Raw genomic sequence first — 21,021 nt, 5'->3', positions numbered from 1 at the left:
TTAATAAAATAGTCCCCACAAACAATACATTAATTTAATTTATGATTATTTGCGACATAGATAGCCATTCCTATCCTAAAAAAGAGCATTTTAGACTTAAATTCATCTTTTTATTACATAGCTAAAACCATCAATATCGTTCTTTTTTTCATCAAAAACCAATTTGATAACAACATTAGCAATCCAATTACATTGATGAACATCAAAAAACAAGACAACTAACAAGCAAATAATGAGAAAAAAGGAATTTTTTTATATTTGTCACACAATTGATTTTATTCTATTACATCTCAATAAATATTCCCTACAATAGCCAACCAATCTAACCTAACAATTTCCTAAGTGATAATGTTTTTCATTGTTTAGGTTAGTAACTATCTTTTTTTATTTATGATTTATCGTTTCAGCAAAGTAGAGCATTAATAAAACCTAGTACCCTACACAATTATATGATGACCAATTTATAGGTTTGCCAACGCAGTTATAAACGATAAAAATTGCAAACTTAAGGATAAAAATAATCATGTCCGACTATCTATCATTCTTATTAGGCATTGTGCCTTTAGCGGTTTTGATTTTTATGATCTTAAAAATGAAATCAGCCGTTCACCATGCCGTGCTCGTGTCTTTAGTGATAACTGTTGCGCTGGCTATTTTCCATTGGAACAACACCATTCAATTTGCGTCAGTCTCTGTCCTTTATGGAGCAGTGAAAGGATTATGGCCAATTATCATCGTCATTCTTGCGGCTATTTATAGTTATAACTTGATGCTAAAAACAGGTGGCATGGATGTACTTAAAGATGTACTTGCGGGTATAAGTGATGATAAACGCGTGCAAGTTCTGCTTATCTCATGGTGTTTTGGTGGCTTCCTTGAAGCAGTTGCGGGTTATGGTACTGCGGTTGCCATTCCTATCGGTATTTTAATTGCACTTGGATTTGATCCTTTTAAAGCAGCTGTTGCCTCTTTAGTTGCTAATACTGTTCCTACAGCTTTTGGTGCGGTCGGTATCCCAGTTTCAATTTTGGCACAAAACACTGGGCTTGATGTATTAGTGCTGAGTAAAACAATTATTATTCAGTTGGGATTATTTAATATCGTCTTGCCTTTTGTCATCGTTGCTATTGCTGGTGGCGGAATTAAAGCGATTAAAGGTGTCGGATTTATTACCTTAATGTGTGGTATCAGTACACTGATCCCTCAATATATCGTTGCTGCTAATTTAGGTGCTGAATTACCGGCGTTTGCAGGTAGCTTAATCAGCTTAATTGTGGTTATTTTCCTTGCTAAACGCATGAAAAACGGCGGTGATAAACAAAAAAATATCAAAAAGCACACGGGTAAAGAGTTGTTAGTAGCAAGTTCTATTTATCTGTTTACCTTTATTTTTATTTTAGCGTGCTCACCTTTATTCCCTACGCTTCAAAGCATGGCAGGTTCAATATCCACAAAGATCCCATTTGTATTAAGTGAAACACAAACGGAATATCAAACCATTGCTTGGTTAAGTACTCCGGGTGTATTAATTATTCTCGCCAGCTTTGTAGGGGGCACCATTCAAGGTGCAAGTGTTTCAACACTTATCTCTGTTCTGGTTAAGACAACGATCCAACTGAAAAACTCGATTATTGCCATCACAGCAATTGTAGCGATGGCAACGGTCATGGATTTCAGTGGCATGATTGGCAGTATCGCCGAAACCTTAGTCGATTTCACAGGTGCAGGATTTATCTTTATTGCGCCAGTAATCGGTGCGTTGGGAACCTTCGTAACCGGTAGTGACACCAACTCTAACGTACTGTTTGGTAAGTTACAAACCAGTGCAGCAGCCAAACTCAATATCGATCCATTTATTCTGGCAGCAGCCAATACCTCTGGTGCAACGGGCGGTAAAATGATTTCACCACAAAGTATCGCCATTGCTGTTTCAGCGACCAAAATGGATGGTCAAAGCAGTGCCATCATGCGTGAAACCTTAAAATACTGTATCGCCTATATCATTATTCTTGGGGCGAAGATCGGCATTATTTATCATCTAATGAACTAATTAATAAGGAAAAGGGAGTGTGTTCACCCCGCTCCCTTCTCCTCTTATAACGAAGCAATAAAAGAATTTTATCTTTAGTAAAAATGACAACATCTGAGCGATGTTTTTGGAGTTCGATTAATGAAAGTTAATTTTTATGCGACCTGTCTTGGTGATGTGCTGAAAGCAGATTCAGCTCGAGACACCGTCCTGTTACTTGAAAAATTAGGCTGCGAAGTCTTATTTCAAGAACGCCAAGGTTGCTGTGGTCAGCCAGCGCTTAATAGCGGTTATGTAAATAACGCAAAACCTGCCATGAAATCGTTAATTGAAACATTGGAAGTGAACGACTATCCCATTATTTCACCCGCAGGCTCCTGTACTTATGCCATTAAAGGCTATCCAACTTATCTTGCTGATGAGCCTCAATGGGCATTACGGGCGCAAGGTGTTGCCGATCGCCTGATTGATTTAACCAGCTTTATTGTTAATACGCTTGGTGTTGTTGATGTTGGCGCTCGTCTGCCAGGTAAAGCGGTTTATCACCCATCTTGCAGTTTAACTCGAAAATTAGGTGTCGTAAGTGAGCCTTTAACGTTGTTAAAACATGTTGAAGGTCTTGAAATGTTGCCATTTGCAAACTCAGAAACCTGCTGTGGCTTTGGTGGAACATTCTCCGTGAAGATGTCTGAAATTTCAGGTGAGATGGTGACCGAAAAAGTAAAACATATCATGGATGTGAGCCCTGATTATGTCATTGGTGCCGATACAAGTTGCTTAATCAACATTCAAGGTCGTTTAAGTCGTGAAAAACGTCCGGTAAAAGTGTTGCATATTGCACAAGTTTTAATGAGTCAATAAGGGAGCTTGCTTATGTCTATCAAAACCAGTGATATAGATTTCAGACCTCGCCTCGAACATGAAATGAAAGACACAATCATGCGTAATGCGGTTGTTATGGCGCAAGAACGTATTGGGGCTAACCGTCAAATCATGGTGAAGGAGCTCGGTAATTGGGAAGAGTGGCGTGATCGCGCAGAACAAATCCGTAACCATGTGCTTGAAAATTTAGATGCTTATCTCTATCAATTATCCGAAAAAGTGACTGAAAACGGAGGCCATGTTTATTTTGCTAAAACAGCAGAAGATGCCTCTCGTTATATTTGTGAAGTTGCCAAAAAGAAAAACGCGAAGAAGATTGTAAAATCTAAATCAATGGTCACCGAAGAAATTGGGATGAATAAAGCCTTACAAAATGAAGGCATTGAGATCATCGAAACTGACCTTGGTGAATATATTCTTCAATTAGATAACGATCCACCGTCTCATATCGTGGTTCCAGCGATCCACAAAGATCGCTATCAAATTCGCAAAGTCTTAAATGAAAAACTCAATTATGAAGGCAGTGAAACGCCAGAAGATATGACGCTTTTCATTAGACAACGTATAAGACAAGATTTCCTTTCTGCTGATATTGGTGTCACCGGCTGTAACTTTGCCGTGGCTGAAACAGGTACTGTCTGTTTAGTCACCAATGAAGGTAATGCAAGGATGACCACTACATTACCTAAAACCCATATAGCAGTTATGGGTATGGAACGTGTGGCTCCCACCTTTGAAGAAGTTGATCCGTTGATAACCATGTTATGTCGTAGTGCTGTTGGCTCACGTTTAACCAGTTATAACACTTGGGTGACAGGCCCTCGTGAAGCAGGCAATGTTGATGGTCCTGAAGAATTCCATTTAGTGATTGTGGACAATGGTCGTTCTGAAATTTTAGGCTCACAATTTAAAGATATTTTACGTTGTATTCGTTGTGGTGCTTGCCTCAATACATGTCCGGCTTATCGTAATATTGGTGGTCATGCCTATGGCTCAATTTATCCGGGTCCAATTGGTGCTGTAATTTCCCCGCTATTAGGAGGTTATAAAGATTTCCACGATCTCCCTTATGCATGTTCATTATGTAACGCTTGTAATGTGGTTTGCCCAGTTAAAATTCCTTTAGCACAACTCATTTTAAAACATCGCCGTGTGATGGCAGAAACAGGCCTTACACCAAAAGCTGAACGTCGAGTCACCGGTATGTTTAACTACCTCAATTCACACCCTGCTCTTTGGAAAGTGGGTATGAATGTTGGTGCGAAAATGGCAGGGTTAATGATCAAAAATGGTTCTACACCAATCAAAATCAGTGTTCTTAACGATTGGATGGAATCGCGTGATCTCCCTAAACCGGATGGTTATAGCTTCCGTAGTTGGTTTAAACGCCATAAAGCAGAAGGAAAAAAATAATATGTTAAACGAACAAAACCGTAATGAATTTCTGCAAACTATTGCTGAAAAATTAGGGCGTCCTATCGCTCATAAACCACAGCCACAACCTACACCGGTAAACGATTTAGCGAAAACACGGTTAACTAATTTGACTCAAGATGAACTGTGCAAAGAGTTTACTGACTTTGCACAGACTCAAATGGTGAAATGTGTTGTTAGCAAACCTGATGAAGTTATTAATAGCCTAATTGAGCTCTGTGAAAGTTATGATTGTAAAGGCTCAGTGGTAATAAGTGGTGATGAGCGTTTAGATGCACTTGGCATCACAAAAGCGGTTAGCGAAAAATACGAAACTTATATTTGGGATCCTGCACTTGGACGTGAAAATATCGTTTATGCTGAACGCTCTCAAATCGGGATTGTTTTTGCTGAAGCGGGCTTAACTGAATCTGGTGGGATTGTTTTATTTTCGTCTCCAGAAAAAGGACGTGCCGTTAGCTTACTACCCGAAACCTCAATTGTTATCCTACGTAAAAGCGATATTTTGCCTCGTGTGGCTCAAATTGCTGAGCGTTTGCATAAAATGGCTCAAGAAGGTGTGAGAATGCCGTCTTGTATCAATTTAATTGGTGGTGCAAGTTCTACTGCTGATATTGAGTTGATTAAAGTGTGGGGGGTTCATGGCCCTGTTCATGCGGCTTATTTAATTATTGAAGATTGCTAATTCAAGATAAAATAACGTTAAAACGATAACAAAATAACTAACAGTCTGAGTCAATCATTGACGCCTAAATCAAACCCAAAAGATAAGTTAATGGCTTTTGGGTTTTCTCTATAATTTACCAATTAATTATTCAATAAAGTTTTTGCTCTCCATTGATTCAATTTTATTTCACATGCGAGTAAAACATCTCCTGCCCCCGTTCCCCCCATTAATAATGCGGATTGTCGTTGGCACTCAGCGCTTCTAAATTGAATAAAATGCTGTTGAGAACTCGCTAATGCATCGATAGCACTTTTCGCAGCAACAGAATCACTATCTTCAAGATCACTCTTACTTTTGTCATAAATGACATTCATTTGCTGTTCTGCCAGTTTTAACTCATCCAATAAACAAGCTTGCACTGCTGTTCTCGGCTCGTTCGCAGTCACTTCATAACATTTTGCTAAAGGATCGTATTTGTTTTGTGCCGAAGAAAAAAAACTAACTGTCAGTAAGCTACAAAAGATCATAAATAAACTTATCTTCACACGAACTCCTTATAGATATTTATAATAAAATTTATGCTCAACATAATGTATAAAATAGCCAGTATCACATCTATTCGTGCGAACAGCTTGATTTTAAGATATATCGCATATTACCCGATAACTTTAAACGCCAATCAAGTAATAATAAAAAAACATTATTAATGTCTTTTAAATTTAAACCTGTTTTTTATTCTTTATTAAATAAATATTATTTAACATACAATTGATAGATTAAAAACCAATCAATAATTTAAAAAATAGCCATTTACTGCTTTAACTTTGCTTTTTACTGATAAAATAACAAATTTTCTTATACTGAAAAAATCTGCTATTTCAATTTTCACTATTTTTTTCTTAGTATAGCAATAGAAAATCCACTTTTTTTGCAGTAATCTCATACCACTCTTATTGGCAATTTTTACCTAAAAACGACCAGTGGTATCACCAATATGCTTTATAAATTCACCCCCATTATTCTTCTCATAATTTCCAACGTTTTTATGACATTTGCTTGGTATGGACACCTAAAATATGGCAATAAACCCCTTATTGTTGTCATTGTTTTAAGCTGGTTGATTGCCTTTGTTGAATACTGTTTTGCTGTACCTGCAAATCGCATTGGTCATAATTACTACAGTGCGGCAGAATTAAAAACCATACAAGAAGTGATTACTTTAACTATTTTCGCTATTTTTTCTGTCACTTATTTAGGAGAAAATTTTACATTAAATCACTTTATTGGTTTTCTTTTAATTGGTGCAGGCGCTTTATTTATCTTTAAAGGACCTTTTTAGAAAAACCGAGTAATAGATATTGTTAGCTCATTTTTTCAGCACATTTTCTACGCTTATTTTATTATCGCCTTATCAAAAACTGATAAGGCTTTTTTATTCGAAACTTAACTTTTTGATTACTTTTAATACTATTTATAGTGTGGCTTTTATGGAGGATAAAATAACACCATCACTTACCATTAAGTTATATAGTCTATTTAGATGATTTTTCCAAAACAATAGTCTGTTTTGTAATAAATATCTTCTATATATAGAAACATTTCTCTTGAAAAATATTTTTCATTCAGCGCATAATGATTGCTCTAAGAGAAGCATCGTTTCTCTGTCTTTTTTTTGCCTCTCTTAAACTACCGCACACTTAAAAGGTGCGTTTTGTCACTTTAACGTCAGATAAAATGGTATCTGGTATGAGCAAACATTCTAACGATTTTATTTATATGCAGGATAATCCCTGTATGCATTGTGGTGCTTGTTGCGCCTATTTTAGAGTTTCATTCTATTGGGCTGAAATGGTAAGTGGTGGAGGTGTGGTTCCTGATGAATTAACAGAGCCGTTAACACCTTTTCTCTCTTGCATGAAAGGAACAAACTCTAAAAAACCACGCTGTGACAAACTGATTGGTGAGGTGGGAGAGTGTGTAAGCTGTTCTATCTACGAACAACGCCCTTCTCCTTGCCGTGAATTCCAACAATCTTGGGTAAATGGCATCCATAATGAAGCTTGCGATCGTGCGAGAGCTGCTTATGGTTTACCACCATTAACTCATATCACATTGCCTCACACCGCGTAAGACATCAGAGGGGTTAATCCCCTCCTGATCATTCAATACCATCCAATATGCATTTTTATAAAAAAATAAAATAATACAACAAAAAATCATTATTAAATAACACGTTAGTTTGACTTTATTTTTAAATAACCTAGTATATAAGGTAATTAACTAATAACTCTTATTTAGTGAGGTTTTTTATTTAAAAAAAGTAACAAAATTGGGGGGTATTATGATCAGTAGCTCTTTTTTTATCCTTTTCCTTTCTTTTATCTGTTCTACTGCTGTCGTTAGTATGTTACTCGGTGGCTTAGAGGAATAATTATGAATATTTCTGATGAGAATATTCTTTCCCAGAAATAATGCCCATACTTTACATAAAATTAGTATGGGCATTATTTTTCTTATTGTTTAATTTTTATATTTGTTTTTACTGTTGTTATTTTTATTCTATTTTTTATAAAAAACTAAACATCTCAAATTTTCCTTGCTTACTTATTTAGTAGTTAGTAGGTAAAGTGTCCGGTTATTCTCCATGAAAATAAGACATCCTCGGCAACTTGCCCAAATCCAATATTATGCATAACTAGATAGCGTTGGTTATCCCAGCTTTTCTTATTTACTACAATACCAATATGAGGCCGCCCATTATCTAGGCGCCAACTAATAATATCGCCTGGTACATAATCTTCTGCATTTTTTGTAATCGGCTTTACTTTTCCTTTTCGTGTAAAAAAGACTTCTAAATTGGGAACTCTACGATGATCAATGTTCGTATCAGGCTTATTCAATCCCCACATTCGTTTACTTGGGTAAGCCGAAAAATGTGCTTTAATGTCTTCATGCAATAGTTTTTGTAAATCAATATCAATCCCACGATAACTACGAATGATCACATCACTACATACTCCTTTATAAGCAGGTACGTCCCCCATTGGGTAATCTATTTTACGATAATCAGAATCATAAAATACGGCTCTTGGTAAGTTAGCTGCATACTCCACCAGCTTTTTATTTTGTTCTGAAGTTATCGCTTGTGCACTTGAAAGAGGAATAATGAGTAAGAGTAATACGCTAATTTTCACTGTATGTTCTCCATGAAAACGTTAAATCCATTATTTAAGAAAGAAGTTGCGTTATCTGTTTATACTGATAAAGCACAACATAAAAACATAAGGGAAGTCTTAATTCGTTTTGATAATAGATATAAAAAGCCGAGCCACCTTTACGGTAAGCTCGGCTGATAAATAAGAGAAAAAATAAGAAAGAGAACAGGTAAAAGAAAGTAGTTTAGTTCAGCACAATATGACTTTTACGGCGTAAACTTGCAAAAAGCATATAAATTGCCGTCACTAATAACACCACAAAGAAAAAATTCATAATGCCATTATTGGCTTGAGCCATAAACATCCCCGCCCCTAAAGGTCCAATAGCAGAGCCAATGCTATAACTTAATAGCATCACTTGTGTGATAGCGACAATGTAATTCACATTCACATGATCACACGCCAATGTAATAGCGATAGGATAAAGTGCAAAAGAAGACATTCCCAATAGCGCTAGTGCAATAATAAGCACCATATAATCGCTAGAAAGATAAGTCAGCCCCATGGCAAAAACGCCCACTAAACACATCATCGCTAATAACAGTGTTTTGCTTATCATCACAGACAATTTGCTAATAATAGGCTGAACCACCATTCCACCTAAAATAATTGCTGCCATCAACACACCTATTTGGTCTGTTGTAAATTGCCCTTGATTTAAAGCTAATGGCATCATGCCATAAATACTGCCCATGACAACACCAGACACCATACAGCCCACTAAAGCAGCTTTATTTAATCGACTCATCTGCTTGAGTGACAAACTTTTATGATCATGTCCTTGTGGTTGCCCTTGTTTAAAAAGCAGAGGCGGTAACACGGCGATTAATAACAAAACTAATATCGCCATAAACGGGATAGCGCCTTGTGTACCAATTGCACCAATTGCCAATTGTCCTAATGTCGTGCCACCATAAAGCGAGGTCATATAAAAACCTAAGCGTTTAGCTCGCTCTTTAGGATTATCACCAATTAATAGCCATGACTCGACAACAACAAATATACCTGCGACCGCCATACCACCAATAAAACGGAAAACTATCCATGCTGATAAATAAGGCATGAAAGGCAACACACCGACAGTCACTGCCAGTAATAATAAAAATACAACGAAAGAAAGACGATGCCCTATTCTTGCAATAATAGGTTCTATCATGACGGAACCTATTAACAATCCAATAAAATAAATACTTGCTAACCAACTGGCATAGAGTGTATCCATTCCAAAACTGCTCATAGACAGCGGAATTAAACTCATTAAATAGCCCGATGCAATAGCAAATACCGTTAACCCAGCCACAGGTACTAATGTACTGTCGCCTTTGCGTACCAAAGTAGTGTGCTGTTTCACTACCCTCGTCTCCACAATCAAAACGGTTGATGATGCGCTGTTTTCTCGATGCCAGATAGAGGCGGTTCTTTTATCTAGGAAAGATAAAAGAAACAAAGGTGAAAACAGTGGATGGCGTCCCTAAAATTAGGAGACGCGAATATAACGTTTAAATGATGATAAATAAAATTATAAAATCTAATGTCAGAAGACAATTTTATTTATATCAATCGTAATTATCGCCTTTTCTAGCCAAAATAAATAGCGCTAATCTGATCTTTATTTTTATTAAAAGATAAGTATTTTTACATACATAGTGGCAAGTAAATACGTACCCAATTAAATAGAAATAATAAGAAGATACTGTTGTTTATTCAACAATCTTTTCTAAAGCAATATTAATCGCATCAGGAATTGAACCACCATGACCTTTGCCTTCAAACAGATAAAATTCACACTGTTTTCCTGCTTCTGACAAATATTCACATAACTGACGTTGCGTTAACCAACTACTACGCTCTTGATAATTTTTCTGTTGCTCTTCACTTAATCGGCTTAAGTCTGGTTTTTCTTCTTTTTCACCTAAGGTTATTGTAATAGAAATATCATTAGGAATAGCTTGCCATTGCTCTTTTGTTACCCATTCACCTTTCCCCCACCATAATGATGGACTTGCTGCAATATAATGTTGAAATGTTTCTGGATGATTGAATAAAACATAGAGAGTAAATACACCACCAAAAGAGTGACCAAACAGAGATTGCTGAGTAATCGATATTTTTTCTTCAGCAAGTTGCTCTAACACATAAGGTCTTACTTGCGTTAAAAAGAATTGATAAAAATTCTCTGCATTTCCGCCTCGACTAAATGCATCGCCTTTTACACTCGGCGTATAGTCATGCGTTCTCTCTGTAATAAAATAAGCTTTATCCCCCACATAACCCACACTGATAATTGCGGGTAACGATTTATTTTTCTGCTTTATAGCTTCGTTTATCATCAACGGAAACTGAGCATTTCCATCAACACTATAAATTAATGCTGTCTTTGTGGTGTTTTTAGGGATCGCCAGAAAAAGGCGATACTGTTTTCCTTCATATGCCACTTCTTTATCTGTAATTTGGTAAAAAGAGTGAGCCTGAGACTCAATATCAGGAACCTCTTGGTTAGGTCTAGCTTGAGCAATCGCAGATAACATAATCATTCCACATAACATTAGTATTCGCATAAATCAGATACTCTGTCGGTAATTTAAAAATGAAACCTTAAAATAATAAAGGGACATAAAAAATAAACCCCATATTTAATACGGGGTTTATTCTAATTTAGGCTAGATTAGAAGCTATATTTAATATTCGCCCAATAACGACGACCTTCATCGACAACCCAGTTACCGCCTTTATCATTTACAGCGGGGCCTGTTTCATCTGTAATATTTAATACCGCAAAATTAAACATTGTGTTTTTATTAAAGTTATAGGTCATCCCTAAATCAAAAGTTGTGTACCCACTACGATAACGTGCACCAGTGTAACCATTCCGCTGTGCAGCCCAGATTTGTTTCCCTGTATAGGCGGTATTGGCATAAAAACTGGTTGCTTCATCAAACTGCCAATCAACTCGTGCATTAGCGCTATGCTTTGGTGTCATATCAAGTGGATAGCCTTTTAAAGATTCACCAGATGCTAATTTCTCATCATCACTTCTACGTTCTGAATCAATATAGGTGTAGTTTGCATTCACGTGCCAACTTTCAGCAATAGGGAATCCCACTGCTGTTTCGATCCCTTTAATATTTGCTTTACCCACATTATCGAATTGATACAGTTTTAAACCTGTAATGGGATCTTTTTCACCCGTATCATAGTTTGTTAGCTTATCTTTAAAATCAGTATTAAAGAAAGTCACACTTGCGGTAATACCATCCCCATTATCATAGCCGATACCAATTTCTTGGCTAACTGATGTTTCAGGTTTTAAATCACGATTACCGTACATAATCGCACGGCCTTTTTCAGTTGAAGTACCGTATTGAGGACTGATTTCACGTAAACTTGGCGCTTTAAAGGCTTTCGCTACACCACCTTTTAAAGTCAATTCATCAGTTAAATGATAAACGGCATACGCTCTTGGGCTCCAGTGATTACCGTAATATTCGTGATCATCAAGGCGCACACCACCCGTTAACGCCAAGTTGTCTGTTACACTATATTCATCTTCAAGGAATAACGCTTTTTGATCAGCGGTAATCGTGGATTGCTGAATACCAGAACCCGTGGATGATTCATCTTTTAAACGCGAATATTGATATTGACCACCAAAAGTCATTACGTTATCCGGTAAGAATGCGGTAAATTTCGCATCAAAAACAGTATTGGTAATTTCAGGGCGACGATCTTCGTAATACTCTTCACGCTCCTTCGTCGTTTTATCAATCATTTCTGTTTTGGTAATACGCTTAGTTTGTTCTTGATACACACTTAATTCTGAATGCAGAATATCAAACTGATTTTTATAGGTTAATGCCCAGTGGTTACGGTCATTATTGGTTTCTAACATTTTATTTTCATCAAGACGCCCACCTCGATTGGTAAACTGACTCATGGATTTACCTGGTGTCGTTGTACGCTGTAACGTATTGCGACCCGCTTCTAATAAAATAGTTTGGTTATCAGTTGGTGTGAATGCCAATTTTGCCGTAATATTTTTGTTGTCATTACGACCTTGACCATAAGTAATTTTATCTTCAGCACGTAAATAGGTATTGCCGTAAAGTTGTAAGCCTAATTTATCTTCAATTAGAGGTCCTGAAAGATAAAAATCACCATTAATGGAATCACCAGCATCACGGTTATGTTGCAATGTACCACCAAGTGCAACAGAGCCATGCCACTCTTTTGTTACTGGTTTAGTGATAATATTGATAACACCACCCATCGCATCAGAGCCATACAGAGATGACATTGGTCCACGGATCACTTCTATTCGTTCAATCGCATCTGCTGGTGGAATAAAACCACCTTCATACCCCCCACTTCCATTAGGACGTGACTCACGGCTATTTTGGCGGCGACCATCAACAAGAATAAGAGTGTATTCGCCCGGTAAACCACGCATCGTAATTTCTTGTTTATTAGCATTTCCATTAATGCTAACGCCTTCAACGCCTTTTACAGCGTCAGCTAAATCATGAACGGGTTTCTTGGCGAGTTGTTCTTTGCTGATGACAGTAATACTTGCTGGTGCATTTGTAATTTGTTGAGCAAATCCAGATGCTGATACAACAAGTTTTTCTTCTTTATTTTCTTGTGCATACAGCGGGTAAGAGGCAGATAGAATACAGGCTGTTAAAACGCCCATTTTAAAGTTCATTAGAGATCCCCTGAATATATAACAATTATAATAATGAGAATGATTGATATTATCTTAACCAAATAGTTATGAGAATGATTTTCTTTTCGTATTTATTGTTTTTTTTTAATCTATATCAAAGAAAATTAGTGCCTTTCCTATTAGGTACAAAAAGAACGGATTTTTGAACACAACAAAAAAAAGCAGATGGCATAACCATCTGCTTTGTATCGTTTTGTAGAATATTTTTAGATTTAGAGAATTAGCAAATTACAATCTTGTTATTACCAGAATACGGCATAAAGCACACATAAAATGATCATAATGGTGTAGGAAGCAATATTGAACCCACTTTGTGTTTTAAAGGTTTTATCTGTTAATGCTATCGCCCCTATACTGTCATCAGTTTTAGTCGAACTTAAACTAACTAAAGCAATCACAACAGTAGTAAATATAAAGGTGTACATCATTTGATCAAGGAATGGCATACCTAATGGCATTAATTTTAGGAACAACGCAAACGGTATAGATAAAACCACACCAATGATTGCACCTTTTGCATTCGTTTTTTTCCAGAATAAACCTAATAGGAATACTGCTAAAATTCCTGGGCTCACTAAGCCTGTATATTCCTGAATATATTGGAATGCCTGATCGATACCACCTAATAATGGCGCAATAAAGCAAGCAATAATTAAAGCAACAACGGCACTAATACGCCCCACATTCACTAAACGTGTTTCAGAAGCTTTTGGTCCAATATATTCTTTATAAATATCCATCGTGAAAATAGTCGCGATAGAGTTAAGCATAGAGGCCAAGGATGAAACTATTGCAGCGGCAAGTGCAGCAAAAACAACGCCTTTTGCACCTACTGGTAAGAACTGAGTTAACCAAGGATAAGCTTTATCTGCTTGTGACAACGTTGGAATATGCGCTTGTGCCATTGTCCCTAACCCCGCCATTAATTCAGGGTTAGTTGTAATAACAAATGCAGCAATACCAGGCACAACAACAAGGACAGGCACGATAAGTTTCAAGAATGCAGCAAACACTAGCCCTTTTTGTGCTTCGTTAATAGATTTAGCGGCTAAAGCGCGCTGAATAATATATTGGTTAAAGCCCCAATAATAGAGATTAGCAACCCATAAACCACCAATCAGTACCGCGATACCAGGTAAATTCATAAATTGCGGATTATCTTTCTCTAAGATCATTTTAAAGTGATCAGGTGCGGCTTGTGTCATTTTGCTCAAACCTTCCATGATCCCACCATCTCCACCGATATAGCTGACTGCTAATACAGTGGTAAATAAGCCACCAAGGATAAGGAAGAACACTTGTACTACGTCTGTCCATGCAACAGCAGAAAGTCCACCATAAAGTGAATAGATAACAGCAAATAATGCTAAACCAATGATGGCATACATCATCGGTACACCTAGTATGGTTTCTAGTGCCAATGAACCTAAATAAAGAACCGAGGTTAAGTTAACAAAGATAAATAATGCCAACCAGAATACGGCAAGAATGGTTTTTAAATTACGGCTTTTAAAACGATTCTCAACAAATTCTGGAATGGTATAAATACCTTTTTCGATAAAGACAGGTAAAAAGTATTTAGCAACAATAATTAATGTCAGTGCGGCCATCCATTCATAAGAGGCGATAGCAAGACCAATGGAGAAACCAGATCCTGACATACCAATAAATTGTTCTGCTGAAATATTAGCAGCAATAAGCGAAGAACCAATTGCCCACCAAGGAAGGGTTTTACCTGCTAAAAAATAGTCCTTTGTTCCTTTTTTCTCACCATCCTTTGAACGAGAAACCCATAATCCTAGACTAATAATGATAACAACATAGAGGGCAAAAATTGCATAGTCTATTGTGCTTAACCCAACACCTTCTGTATGCATAATATTTTCCTTTCAGACCCATAGAGAGAATAGGGCTTCAATGTAAACGTTTTCACAATCTTTTTCCGTTACTCTGTTCACAAATTTATCGCTCATGTTACGTAAATGGATCATAAAATAGGAAAACAAACGATTAGCATGATGAGTAAAGTAAGATCTAAGCTTAAAATACGATAATAATTTTATTTAAAAAATCTCAGATAGTTAAATAACCGTTGAAAAAAGATCTAAAAATGATAACGATTACACTAACTGATTAAATATGACCTCTTAATGTTGAAAACCATTAAGAGGATCAGCTAAATAAAAAGTAAATAAGGTAATTAAGCGAGGTGGCTAAGATTAAAAACGGAATTACGTTGAACTAATGTTGGCGAGAAAATACGTTGTTTCTGTTCAAGTATTTCACCTTTAGAAAGCTTGATAGCAAGTGTTGCAGCTTGCTCTGCCATCATTTGTACAGGATAACGTACCGTAGTTAAACGAGGGTGAATATAACGTGCAATTAAGACATCATCAAAACCAATAACTGAGATTTTTTCAGGTACAGGGATTTCATTTTCATCAAGAACAGATAAAGCCCCTGCGGCCATAAAGTCGTTGTAAGTCACTACGGCTGTAAAATCAATTGATTTTGTTAGCAAATGCATCATGGCTTTTTCCCCGCCTTCACCTTCCGGCTCACCATATTCAATATAGCTTTCGGACAATGAGATATTATTAGCTTCTAATGCAGCTTTATAACCAGCAAGGCGCTGAGTTGTATCTTCAATATGATGAGTTGATGAAATATACGCAATTTTAGTATGGCCTTGGCGGATAAGATGCTCTGTTGCCATCCATGCCCCTTTATAATTATCTAAAGCAACACAACGTTCAGCAATTTCAGGAATAAAACGGTTAATCAATACCATGCTTTTAACTTCATGCGCATAAGCCAGCAACTCTTCATCAGAAAGTGCTTTTGAATGGATCACAAGGCCATCACAGCGGCTATTAATCAATAACTCAATAGATTGTCGCTCATCTTGAGCATCATGATAACCATTACAGACCAAGATGTGTTTCCCTGATTGTCTTGCAACGTTATCAACCGCTTTAACGAGTGTGCCAAAAAAGGGATCAGAAACATCATGCACTAAAACCCCCAAAGTTTGCGTACTTTGACTAACCAAAGCCCTTGCTGCCGCATTAGGTCGATAGCCCAGCTTTTGCATCGCTGCATTAACGGTTTCGATAGATGTTTGACTTGCTTTCGGCGAGTTATTTATGACTCTAGATACAGTCGCGACAGAAACACCCGCTTCTTTCGCTACATCTTTGATAGTCGCCATATCCACTCCTTATGGATCACCTTTATTCATGGTTAAGAAATAACGAACCGTTAATCTACAAACAAAGAAAAAAGAGAGTAATAGAATTTAAGTGGCTTGATTATCAGCGAAGAAGTGAAATTTAAAAAGTAAAAAGATCAAATAAATAGTGAAAAGGAAAGCGTTTACACTTTCCTTTTATTATTACGAGTAAAACTTATAGATTGTTTGGCTATTCCACGCTGTATTTGCAGGTAAAATACCTTGATTTTCATGCCATTCAGGATGATTAGGGCCATCTGGAAAATATTGTGTTTCTAATGCCAATCCTGAGTAATTGCCGTAATGGCGGCTCTTTCCTTTTGTTCCTGCCAGAAAGTTACCTGTATAGAACTGGACAGAAGGCATGGTTGTAAAAACATCCATTTTAAGTTCACCTTCGGGGGCAACAACAGTCGCAACGGGCGTTTTATCCTCGTTTGCTTTCTTATCTAAAATAAACGCATGATCATAACCATTCGCGGCTTTTTGGCATTCATCTACCATAAAATCGAGACCAACACGTTTTAATTTACGAAAATCAAACCCCGTTCCTATTACACTTACAAATTCACCCGTAGGAATATTACCTTGACCATTTTTTAAATAATGAGACGCACAAATTTTTAAATCATGCTCAAGTGCAGTACGCTCAGTATGTTCACCTGCAAGATTGAAATAAGCATGATTAGTTAAACTTAGTGGTGTGGCTTTATCACTTATCGCCTGATAATCAATACATACTTCATTATTATCTGTCAGAGTATAGGTCACATTAACTTTCACAGTACCAGGAAAACCTTGATCACCATCTTTTGATATCAGTGAAAAAGTAACAGATTGAGAAGATTGTGCGGTGATCTCCCAGCGAAGATGACTGAAGTTTTGCTTACCACCATGTAAGGTATTTTTACCTTCATTCGCACTAATTTTATATTCTTGCCCGGCTAATACAAACTTAGCCCCAGCAATACGATTAGCAAAACGACCAACCGTTGCACCTAAATACGCTGTTTGTTGTTTATGGGCATTCATATCCGCAGAGCCTAATAACACATCTCGACGATATCCATTAACGGGTACAATACAGGTTAACCAAGTTGCACCAATATCCATTAAAGAAATGGACATACCAAAACGATTTTTAAGCACCACTATTTGCGCAGGTTTTCCATCTGATGCAGGTTGTGCTGTCATTTGTTCAGGTTCAAGAAAGCGAAGCTCATTAGTCGCCATTATTTTGCCTCCGAATAGCCCGCTCCTTGGCTTGCAGAGCAGACATAGATAGTTTCTTTTAATCCCGTTTTAGCTTCGTATTGCGCCTTAACAGAGTCAACGACTTTATCAACTAAATCTGGTGTCACTAATGCTACGACACAACCGCCAAATCCACCACCAGTCATTCTTACACCACCACGATCACCAATCACCGATTTCACGATTTCAACCAATGAATCAACCTCTTTGACTGTGATTTCAAAATCATCGCGCATTGAGTGATGTGATTGCATCATTAACTGGCTCAATGTGGTTAAATCACCATGGCGTAAAGCTTCTGCTGCATCTAATGTACGACCATTTTCAGTGATAACATGACGTGCCCGACGATAAACCACTTCGCTCATTAATGCTTTTTTTGCCACTAAATCCTCTAATGTGGCATCTCTTAATGCAGTCACATTTAGAATACGAGCAGCTTCTTCACACTGTTGACGACGGGTATTGTACTCACTATCCACTAAACCACGCTTTTTATTGGTATTGATAATCATCACGATCATATTTTCGGGCATGGTTACCGCCGACGTTTCTAATGAACGACAATCGATTAATAGTGCATGATTTTCTTCACCACAAGCCGAAATAAGTTGATCCATAATGCCACAATTACAACCGACAAATTGGTTTTCTGCTTTTTGGCCATTTAATGCAATCTCTTTTTGGCTAATAGGTAATTGATAAAGTGTTTTAAGCGTTTGACCAATGGCAACTTCTAACGCAGCAGAAGAACTTAACCCTGCACCTTGAGGAACATTTCCGGATATCGCAATATCCATACCATGAAAAGAGTAGTTATCTTTTTGTAGAAAATGAATAACACCACGAACGTAATTAGCCCACATTTTATTAGGTAAAAATTCAATGGTATTATCGAGGCTAAATTCATCAACATCATTTTGGTAATCAACCGCAATGACACGAATAGTATTATCATCTCGTTTTGCTGCTGCAACGACCATTTGATAATTAATTGCACAAGGTAAAACAAAACCATCATTATAATCAGTATGTTCACCAATAAGGTTTACCCTACCTGGCGCTTGAATAAAATGTGTAGGTGCGTAACCAAATATAGTTGAAAATGAACGAGTCACATTATTAATAAGTGCCTGCATAATAAATCCTTAGCTTAAAATTAAGTAACAGAAACCCCATCACATCATTATGTAAATAATGAGATGTTTGATTTAATTTATTTCGTGCTCAATAAAAAGCAGATTAATTAAAATACCTAGCCATATCGCAGGTCGTTAACGTTGCTCTTTATAATGAATATCACTTACTTGACGTAAATTATTCGCGGCTTGTTCTGGCGTTAGATCTCTTTGCGATTCTGCCAACATTTCATATCCCACCATAAATTTACGCACAGTGGCTGAACGTAATAATGGCGGATAGTAAAGTGCATGTAATTGCCAGTGATCGATATTTCTCTCATCTTTAAAAGAAGGTGCAAAATGCCATCCCATTGAATAAGGGAAAGAACAATGGAATAAATTATCATAACGGCTTGTTAATTTTTTCATTGCAATAGCGAGATCATCTCGCTGAGCACTATTTAATTCACTCATTCTTCGAATGTGCACTTTAGGTAACAACATCGTTTCATAGGGCCAAGAAGCCCAATAAGGAACGACTGCCAGCCAATGTTCTGTTTCAACTACAGTACGAGTTGCATCTTTACATTCAGCATCAACATAATCGATTAATAGATTGCGCCCGTATTTTTCAAAGTAAGCTTTTAATTGCGTATCTTTTCGTGCTAATTCATTAGGCAAGAAATCACTTGCCCAAATTTGCCCATGAGGATGAGGTTGAGAGCATCCCATCGTTTCGCCTTTATTCTCGAAGACTTGAACCCAAAGATATTCTTTGCTGAGTGATTCTATTTGGTTATCCCAAGTATCAACAATTTTACGTAAGCTACTGACGGGCAATTCTGGGATCGTTTTTCCATGATCAGGCGAGAAACAGACAACTCGACTAATTCCTCTTACTGTTTGAGTCTGAAATAACGGGTTTGATGAAGGCTCAACATGATATTCATCTTGCAACAATGCAGAATGATCATTATTAAAGACATACGTTCCTGTGTAATCGGGGTTTTTATCGCCGGAAACACGGGTATTATTGGGACACAAATAGCAGTGGGGATCATAAGAGGGAAGTGTCGCAATCTGAGGCTTTTCATCTTTGCCATTCCAAGGTCGTTTCGCTCTATGTGGTGAAACTAAAATCCACTGACCAGTTAACGGATTGTAACGACGATGAGGATGTTCAACAGGATCAAAAATCAGTTTCGACATAACCTTCTCTCTTATTTATTTAAGATTATCTAAAAACTTTAAATCTTATTTCAGATAACCATTTGGGTTTTGTAACTGCCAACGCCAAGCATCCGCAGCCATATCATCAATTGAACGAATGGCTTTCCAGTGTAAATCTTTCTCTGCTTTTGCAGGGCTTGACCAACATTCTGCAATATCACCAGGTCGGCGAGCTTGTAATTGATAAGGAATAGGCTTACCGCTAGCTTTACGAAATGCTTCAATCATTTCAATCACGCTAGTACCATTACCTGTTCCCAAATTATAAATATGTAAGCCCGCTTTTTTACCTAGTACATTTAATGCTGCGATATGACCATCAGCCAGATCCATAACGTGAATATAATCACGAACACCTGTACCGTCTTTTGTTGGATAATCATTACCAAAAACAGCTACTTGTTCACGACGACCAATTGCCACTTGAGAAATATAAGGAGTTAAGTTATTTGGAATACCTTTAGGATCTTCGCCCATCGTACCTGATGGATGCGCCCCTACTGGATTAAAATAACGTAACAAACTAATAGACCAACTTTCATCAGCAATAAATAAGTCAGATAAAATACGCTCAACCATATATTTACTGGTGCCATAAGGGTTAGTTGTCCCCCCTACTGGCGAATCTTCAGTAATAGGAACCGTTTGAGGATCACCATAAACAGTTGCAGATGAGCTAAAAATAATGCTTTTTACACCCGCATCACGCATACAACGCACTAGCACCAATGTGCCATTAACATTGTTATCGTAATACTCAATTGGCTTCTGAACAGATTCACCGACCGCTTTCAATCCTGCGAAATGAATAACAGACTGAATAGAATGCTTAGCAAAAATTGATGCTAATAGCTGGTCATCACGAATATCACCGTTATAAAACAGAGGGCGTTTACCTGTTAAAGCTTCAACACGATTAAGTACTTCTTCATTCGCATTGCTAAGGTTATCTAAAATAATCGGTGTCATTCCCGCTTCGATCATTTGTACGCAAGTATGACTACCGATATATCCCATACCACCTGTTACTAATATTTCCACATTCACCTCTTTTGATTCAATTCAAAGGAAAAGCGCAAGACGGTTTCTGTTCACTGACACAGAGTTTAACAAGATCAACAAAATCATTTCGTGATCAAACCGACATTTAGTGTAAACGTTTACACACTTTTCGCACATATAACATTTAATAAAAGTATGAGTTTAAAATTGTATTACAGTAAGTTAATGCAAT

17 protein-coding genes are annotated in these 21,021 nt (G+C 37.1%); 6 read left to right on the top strand and 11 right to left on the bottom strand.

Going from position 1 to position 21,021, the window contains the following annotated elements; all coding sequences use genetic code 11:
- Positions 1-523: 523 nt before the first annotated feature.
- From QSH13_RS05570 to QSH13_RS05555, 4 genes are all read left to right on the top strand, one after another.
- On the top strand, positions 524-2,050 hold the full coding sequence (locus QSH13_RS05570) for an L-lactate permease (protein ID WP_286038910.1): 1,527 nt from the start codon (positions 524-526) through the stop codon (positions 2,048-2,050).
- Between the two features lie 120 nt (positions 2,051-2,170).
- On the top strand, positions 2,171-2,890 hold the full coding sequence (locus QSH13_RS05565) for a (Fe-S)-binding protein (RefSeq protein WP_099659343.1): 720 nt from the start codon (positions 2,171-2,173) through the stop codon (positions 2,888-2,890).
- 12 nt (positions 2,891-2,902) lie between these two features.
- Positions 2,903-4,324 (top strand): LutB/LldF family L-lactate oxidation iron-sulfur protein, encoded by a 1,422-nt coding sequence (locus QSH13_RS05560; protein ID WP_075670932.1) that lies wholly within the window; start codon positions 2,903-2,905, stop codon positions 4,322-4,324.
- Position 4,325: 1 nt separating this feature from the next.
- Positions 4,326-5,030 carry a LutC/YkgG family protein gene (locus tag QSH13_RS05555; RefSeq protein ID WP_109396837.1) on the top strand — a complete coding sequence of 235 codons (705 nt, stop codon included), beginning with the start codon at positions 4,326-4,328 and terminating at the stop codon, positions 5,028-5,030.
- Between the two features lie 122 nt (positions 5,031-5,152).
- On the opposite strand, the gene umoC is transcribed toward QSH13_RS05555, so the two are convergent.
- The gene (gene umoC, locus QSH13_RS05550) at positions 5,153-5,557 is read right to left on the bottom strand and encodes a lysozyme inhibitor LprI family protein (protein WP_109396838.1); all 405 of its coding nucleotides are present in this window, start codon (positions 5,555-5,557) and stop codon (positions 5,153-5,155) included.
- Between the two features lie 449 nt (positions 5,558-6,006).
- Between umoC and QSH13_RS05545 the strand changes: the two genes are divergently transcribed.
- Positions 6,007-6,351, top strand: coding sequence for a DMT family protein (locus tag QSH13_RS05545; protein ID WP_109396839.1), 345 nt, complete (start codon positions 6,007-6,009; stop codon positions 6,349-6,351).
- A 407-nt stretch (positions 6,352-6,758) separates the two neighbouring features.
- Positions 6,759-7,142: a YkgJ family cysteine cluster protein gene (locus QSH13_RS05540; protein WP_109396980.1), complete on the top strand. Its 384-nt coding sequence runs from the start codon at positions 6,759-6,761 to the stop codon at positions 7,140-7,142.
- Positions 7,143-7,627: 485 nt separating this feature from the next.
- On the opposite strand, the gene QSH13_RS05535 is transcribed toward QSH13_RS05540, so the two are convergent.
- The 10 genes from QSH13_RS05535 to galE all read right to left on the bottom strand — a co-directional run bounded on the left by QSH13_RS05535 (position 7,628) and on the right by galE (position 20,828).
- Positions 7,628-8,206 (bottom strand): DUF1287 domain-containing protein, encoded by a 579-nt coding sequence (locus tag QSH13_RS05535; RefSeq protein ID WP_185901064.1) that lies wholly within the window; start codon positions 8,204-8,206, stop codon positions 7,628-7,630.
- A gap of 205 nt (positions 8,207-8,411) precedes the next feature.
- Positions 8,412-9,578 carry an MFS transporter gene (locus tag QSH13_RS05530; protein WP_286038909.1) on the bottom strand — a complete coding sequence of 389 codons (1,167 nt, stop codon included), beginning with the start codon at positions 9,576-9,578 and terminating at the stop codon, positions 8,412-8,414.
- A gap of 349 nt (positions 9,579-9,927) precedes the next feature.
- A complete protein-coding gene (locus QSH13_RS05525) occupies positions 9,928-10,785 on the bottom strand; it encodes an alpha/beta hydrolase (protein ID WP_286038908.1) in 858 nt (285 codons plus the stop codon).
- 107 nt (positions 10,786-10,892) lie between these two features.
- Complete coding sequence (locus QSH13_RS05520) at positions 10,893-12,929, bottom strand: IreA family TonB-dependent siderophore receptor (RefSeq protein ID WP_109396844.1); 2,037 nt, start codon at positions 12,927-12,929, stop codon at positions 10,893-10,895.
- A gap of 263 nt (positions 12,930-13,192) precedes the next feature.
- Positions 13,193-14,827: a sodium/sugar symporter gene (locus tag QSH13_RS05515; RefSeq protein ID WP_109396845.1), complete on the bottom strand. Its 1,635-nt coding sequence runs from the start codon at positions 14,825-14,827 to the stop codon at positions 13,193-13,195.
- Positions 14,828-15,150: 323 nt separating this feature from the next.
- Positions 15,151-16,161, bottom strand: coding sequence for a substrate-binding domain-containing protein (locus QSH13_RS05510; protein WP_109396846.1), 1,011 nt, complete (start codon positions 16,159-16,161; stop codon positions 15,151-15,153).
- Positions 16,162-16,344: 183 nt separating this feature from the next.
- Positions 16,345-17,415, bottom strand: coding sequence for a galactose-1-epimerase (gene galM / locus QSH13_RS05505; RefSeq protein ID WP_109396847.1), 1,071 nt, complete (start codon positions 17,413-17,415; stop codon positions 16,345-16,347).
- Positions 17,415-18,575, bottom strand: a complete 1,161-nt coding sequence (gene galK / locus QSH13_RS05500) for a galactokinase (RefSeq protein ID WP_109396848.1) — start codon at positions 18,573-18,575, stop codon at positions 17,415-17,417. The genes galM and galK overlap by 1 nt, the downstream gene beginning before the upstream one ends.
- 135 nt (positions 18,576-18,710) lie before the next feature.
- The gene (locus QSH13_RS05495) at positions 18,711-19,766 is read right to left on the bottom strand and encodes a UDP-glucose--hexose-1-phosphate uridylyltransferase (RefSeq protein WP_109396849.1); all 1,056 of its coding nucleotides are present in this window, start codon (positions 19,764-19,766) and stop codon (positions 18,711-18,713) included.
- 45 nt (positions 19,767-19,811) lie between these two features.
- Positions 19,812-20,828, bottom strand: coding sequence for a UDP-glucose 4-epimerase GalE (gene galE, locus QSH13_RS05490; protein ID WP_109396850.1), 1,017 nt, complete (start codon positions 20,826-20,828; stop codon positions 19,812-19,814).
- Between the last annotated feature and the right edge of the window lie 193 nt (positions 20,829-21,021).

Source organism: Proteus faecis (genome assembly GCF_030286765.1).
GTDB lineage: Bacteria > Pseudomonadota > Gammaproteobacteria > Enterobacterales > Enterobacteriaceae > Proteus > Proteus faecis.
Note: the sequence above shows the minus strand (reverse complement) of the source record. Positions and strands in the feature narration are given on the sequence as shown.

Coding starts and splice junctions, on each gene's coding strand:
- QSH13_RS05570 (WP_286038910.1), top strand. CDS start 524: ATGTCCGACTATCTATCATTCTTATTAGGCATTGTGCCTTTAGCGGTT.
- QSH13_RS05565 (WP_099659343.1), top strand. CDS start 2,171: ATGAAAGTTAATTTTTATGCGACCTGTCTTGGTGATGTGCTGAAAGCA.
- QSH13_RS05560 (WP_075670932.1), top strand. CDS start 2,903: ATGTCTATCAAAACCAGTGATATAGATTTCAGACCTCGCCTCGAACAT.
- QSH13_RS05555 (WP_109396837.1), top strand. CDS start 4,326: ATGTTAAACGAACAAAACCGTAATGAATTTCTGCAAACTATTGCTGAA.
- QSH13_RS05545 (WP_109396839.1), top strand. CDS start 6,007: ATGCTTTATAAATTCACCCCCATTATTCTTCTCATAATTTCCAACGTT.
- QSH13_RS05540 (WP_109396980.1), top strand. CDS start 6,759: ATGAGCAAACATTCTAACGATTTTATTTATATGCAGGATAATCCCTGT.
- QSH13_RS05525 (WP_286038908.1), bottom strand. CDS start 10,785: ATGCGAATACTAATGTTATGTGGAATGATTATGTTATCTGCGATTGCT.
- QSH13_RS05520 (WP_109396844.1), bottom strand. CDS start 12,929: ATGAACTTTAAAATGGGCGTTTTAACAGCCTGTATTCTATCTGCCTCT.
- QSH13_RS05515 (WP_109396845.1), bottom strand. CDS start 14,827: ATGCATACAGAAGGTGTTGGGTTAAGCACAATAGACTATGCAATTTTT.
- QSH13_RS05510 (WP_109396846.1), bottom strand. CDS start 16,161: ATGGCGACTATCAAAGATGTAGCGAAAGAAGCGGGTGTTTCTGTCGCG.
- galM (WP_109396847.1), bottom strand. CDS start 17,415: ATGGCGACTAATGAGCTTCGCTTTCTTGAACCTGAACAAATGACAGCA.
- galK (WP_109396848.1), bottom strand. CDS start 18,575: ATGCAGGCACTTATTAATAATGTGACTCGTTCATTTTCAACTATATTT.
- QSH13_RS05495 (WP_109396849.1), bottom strand. CDS start 19,766: ATGTCGAAACTGATTTTTGATCCTGTTGAACATCCTCATCGTCGTTAC.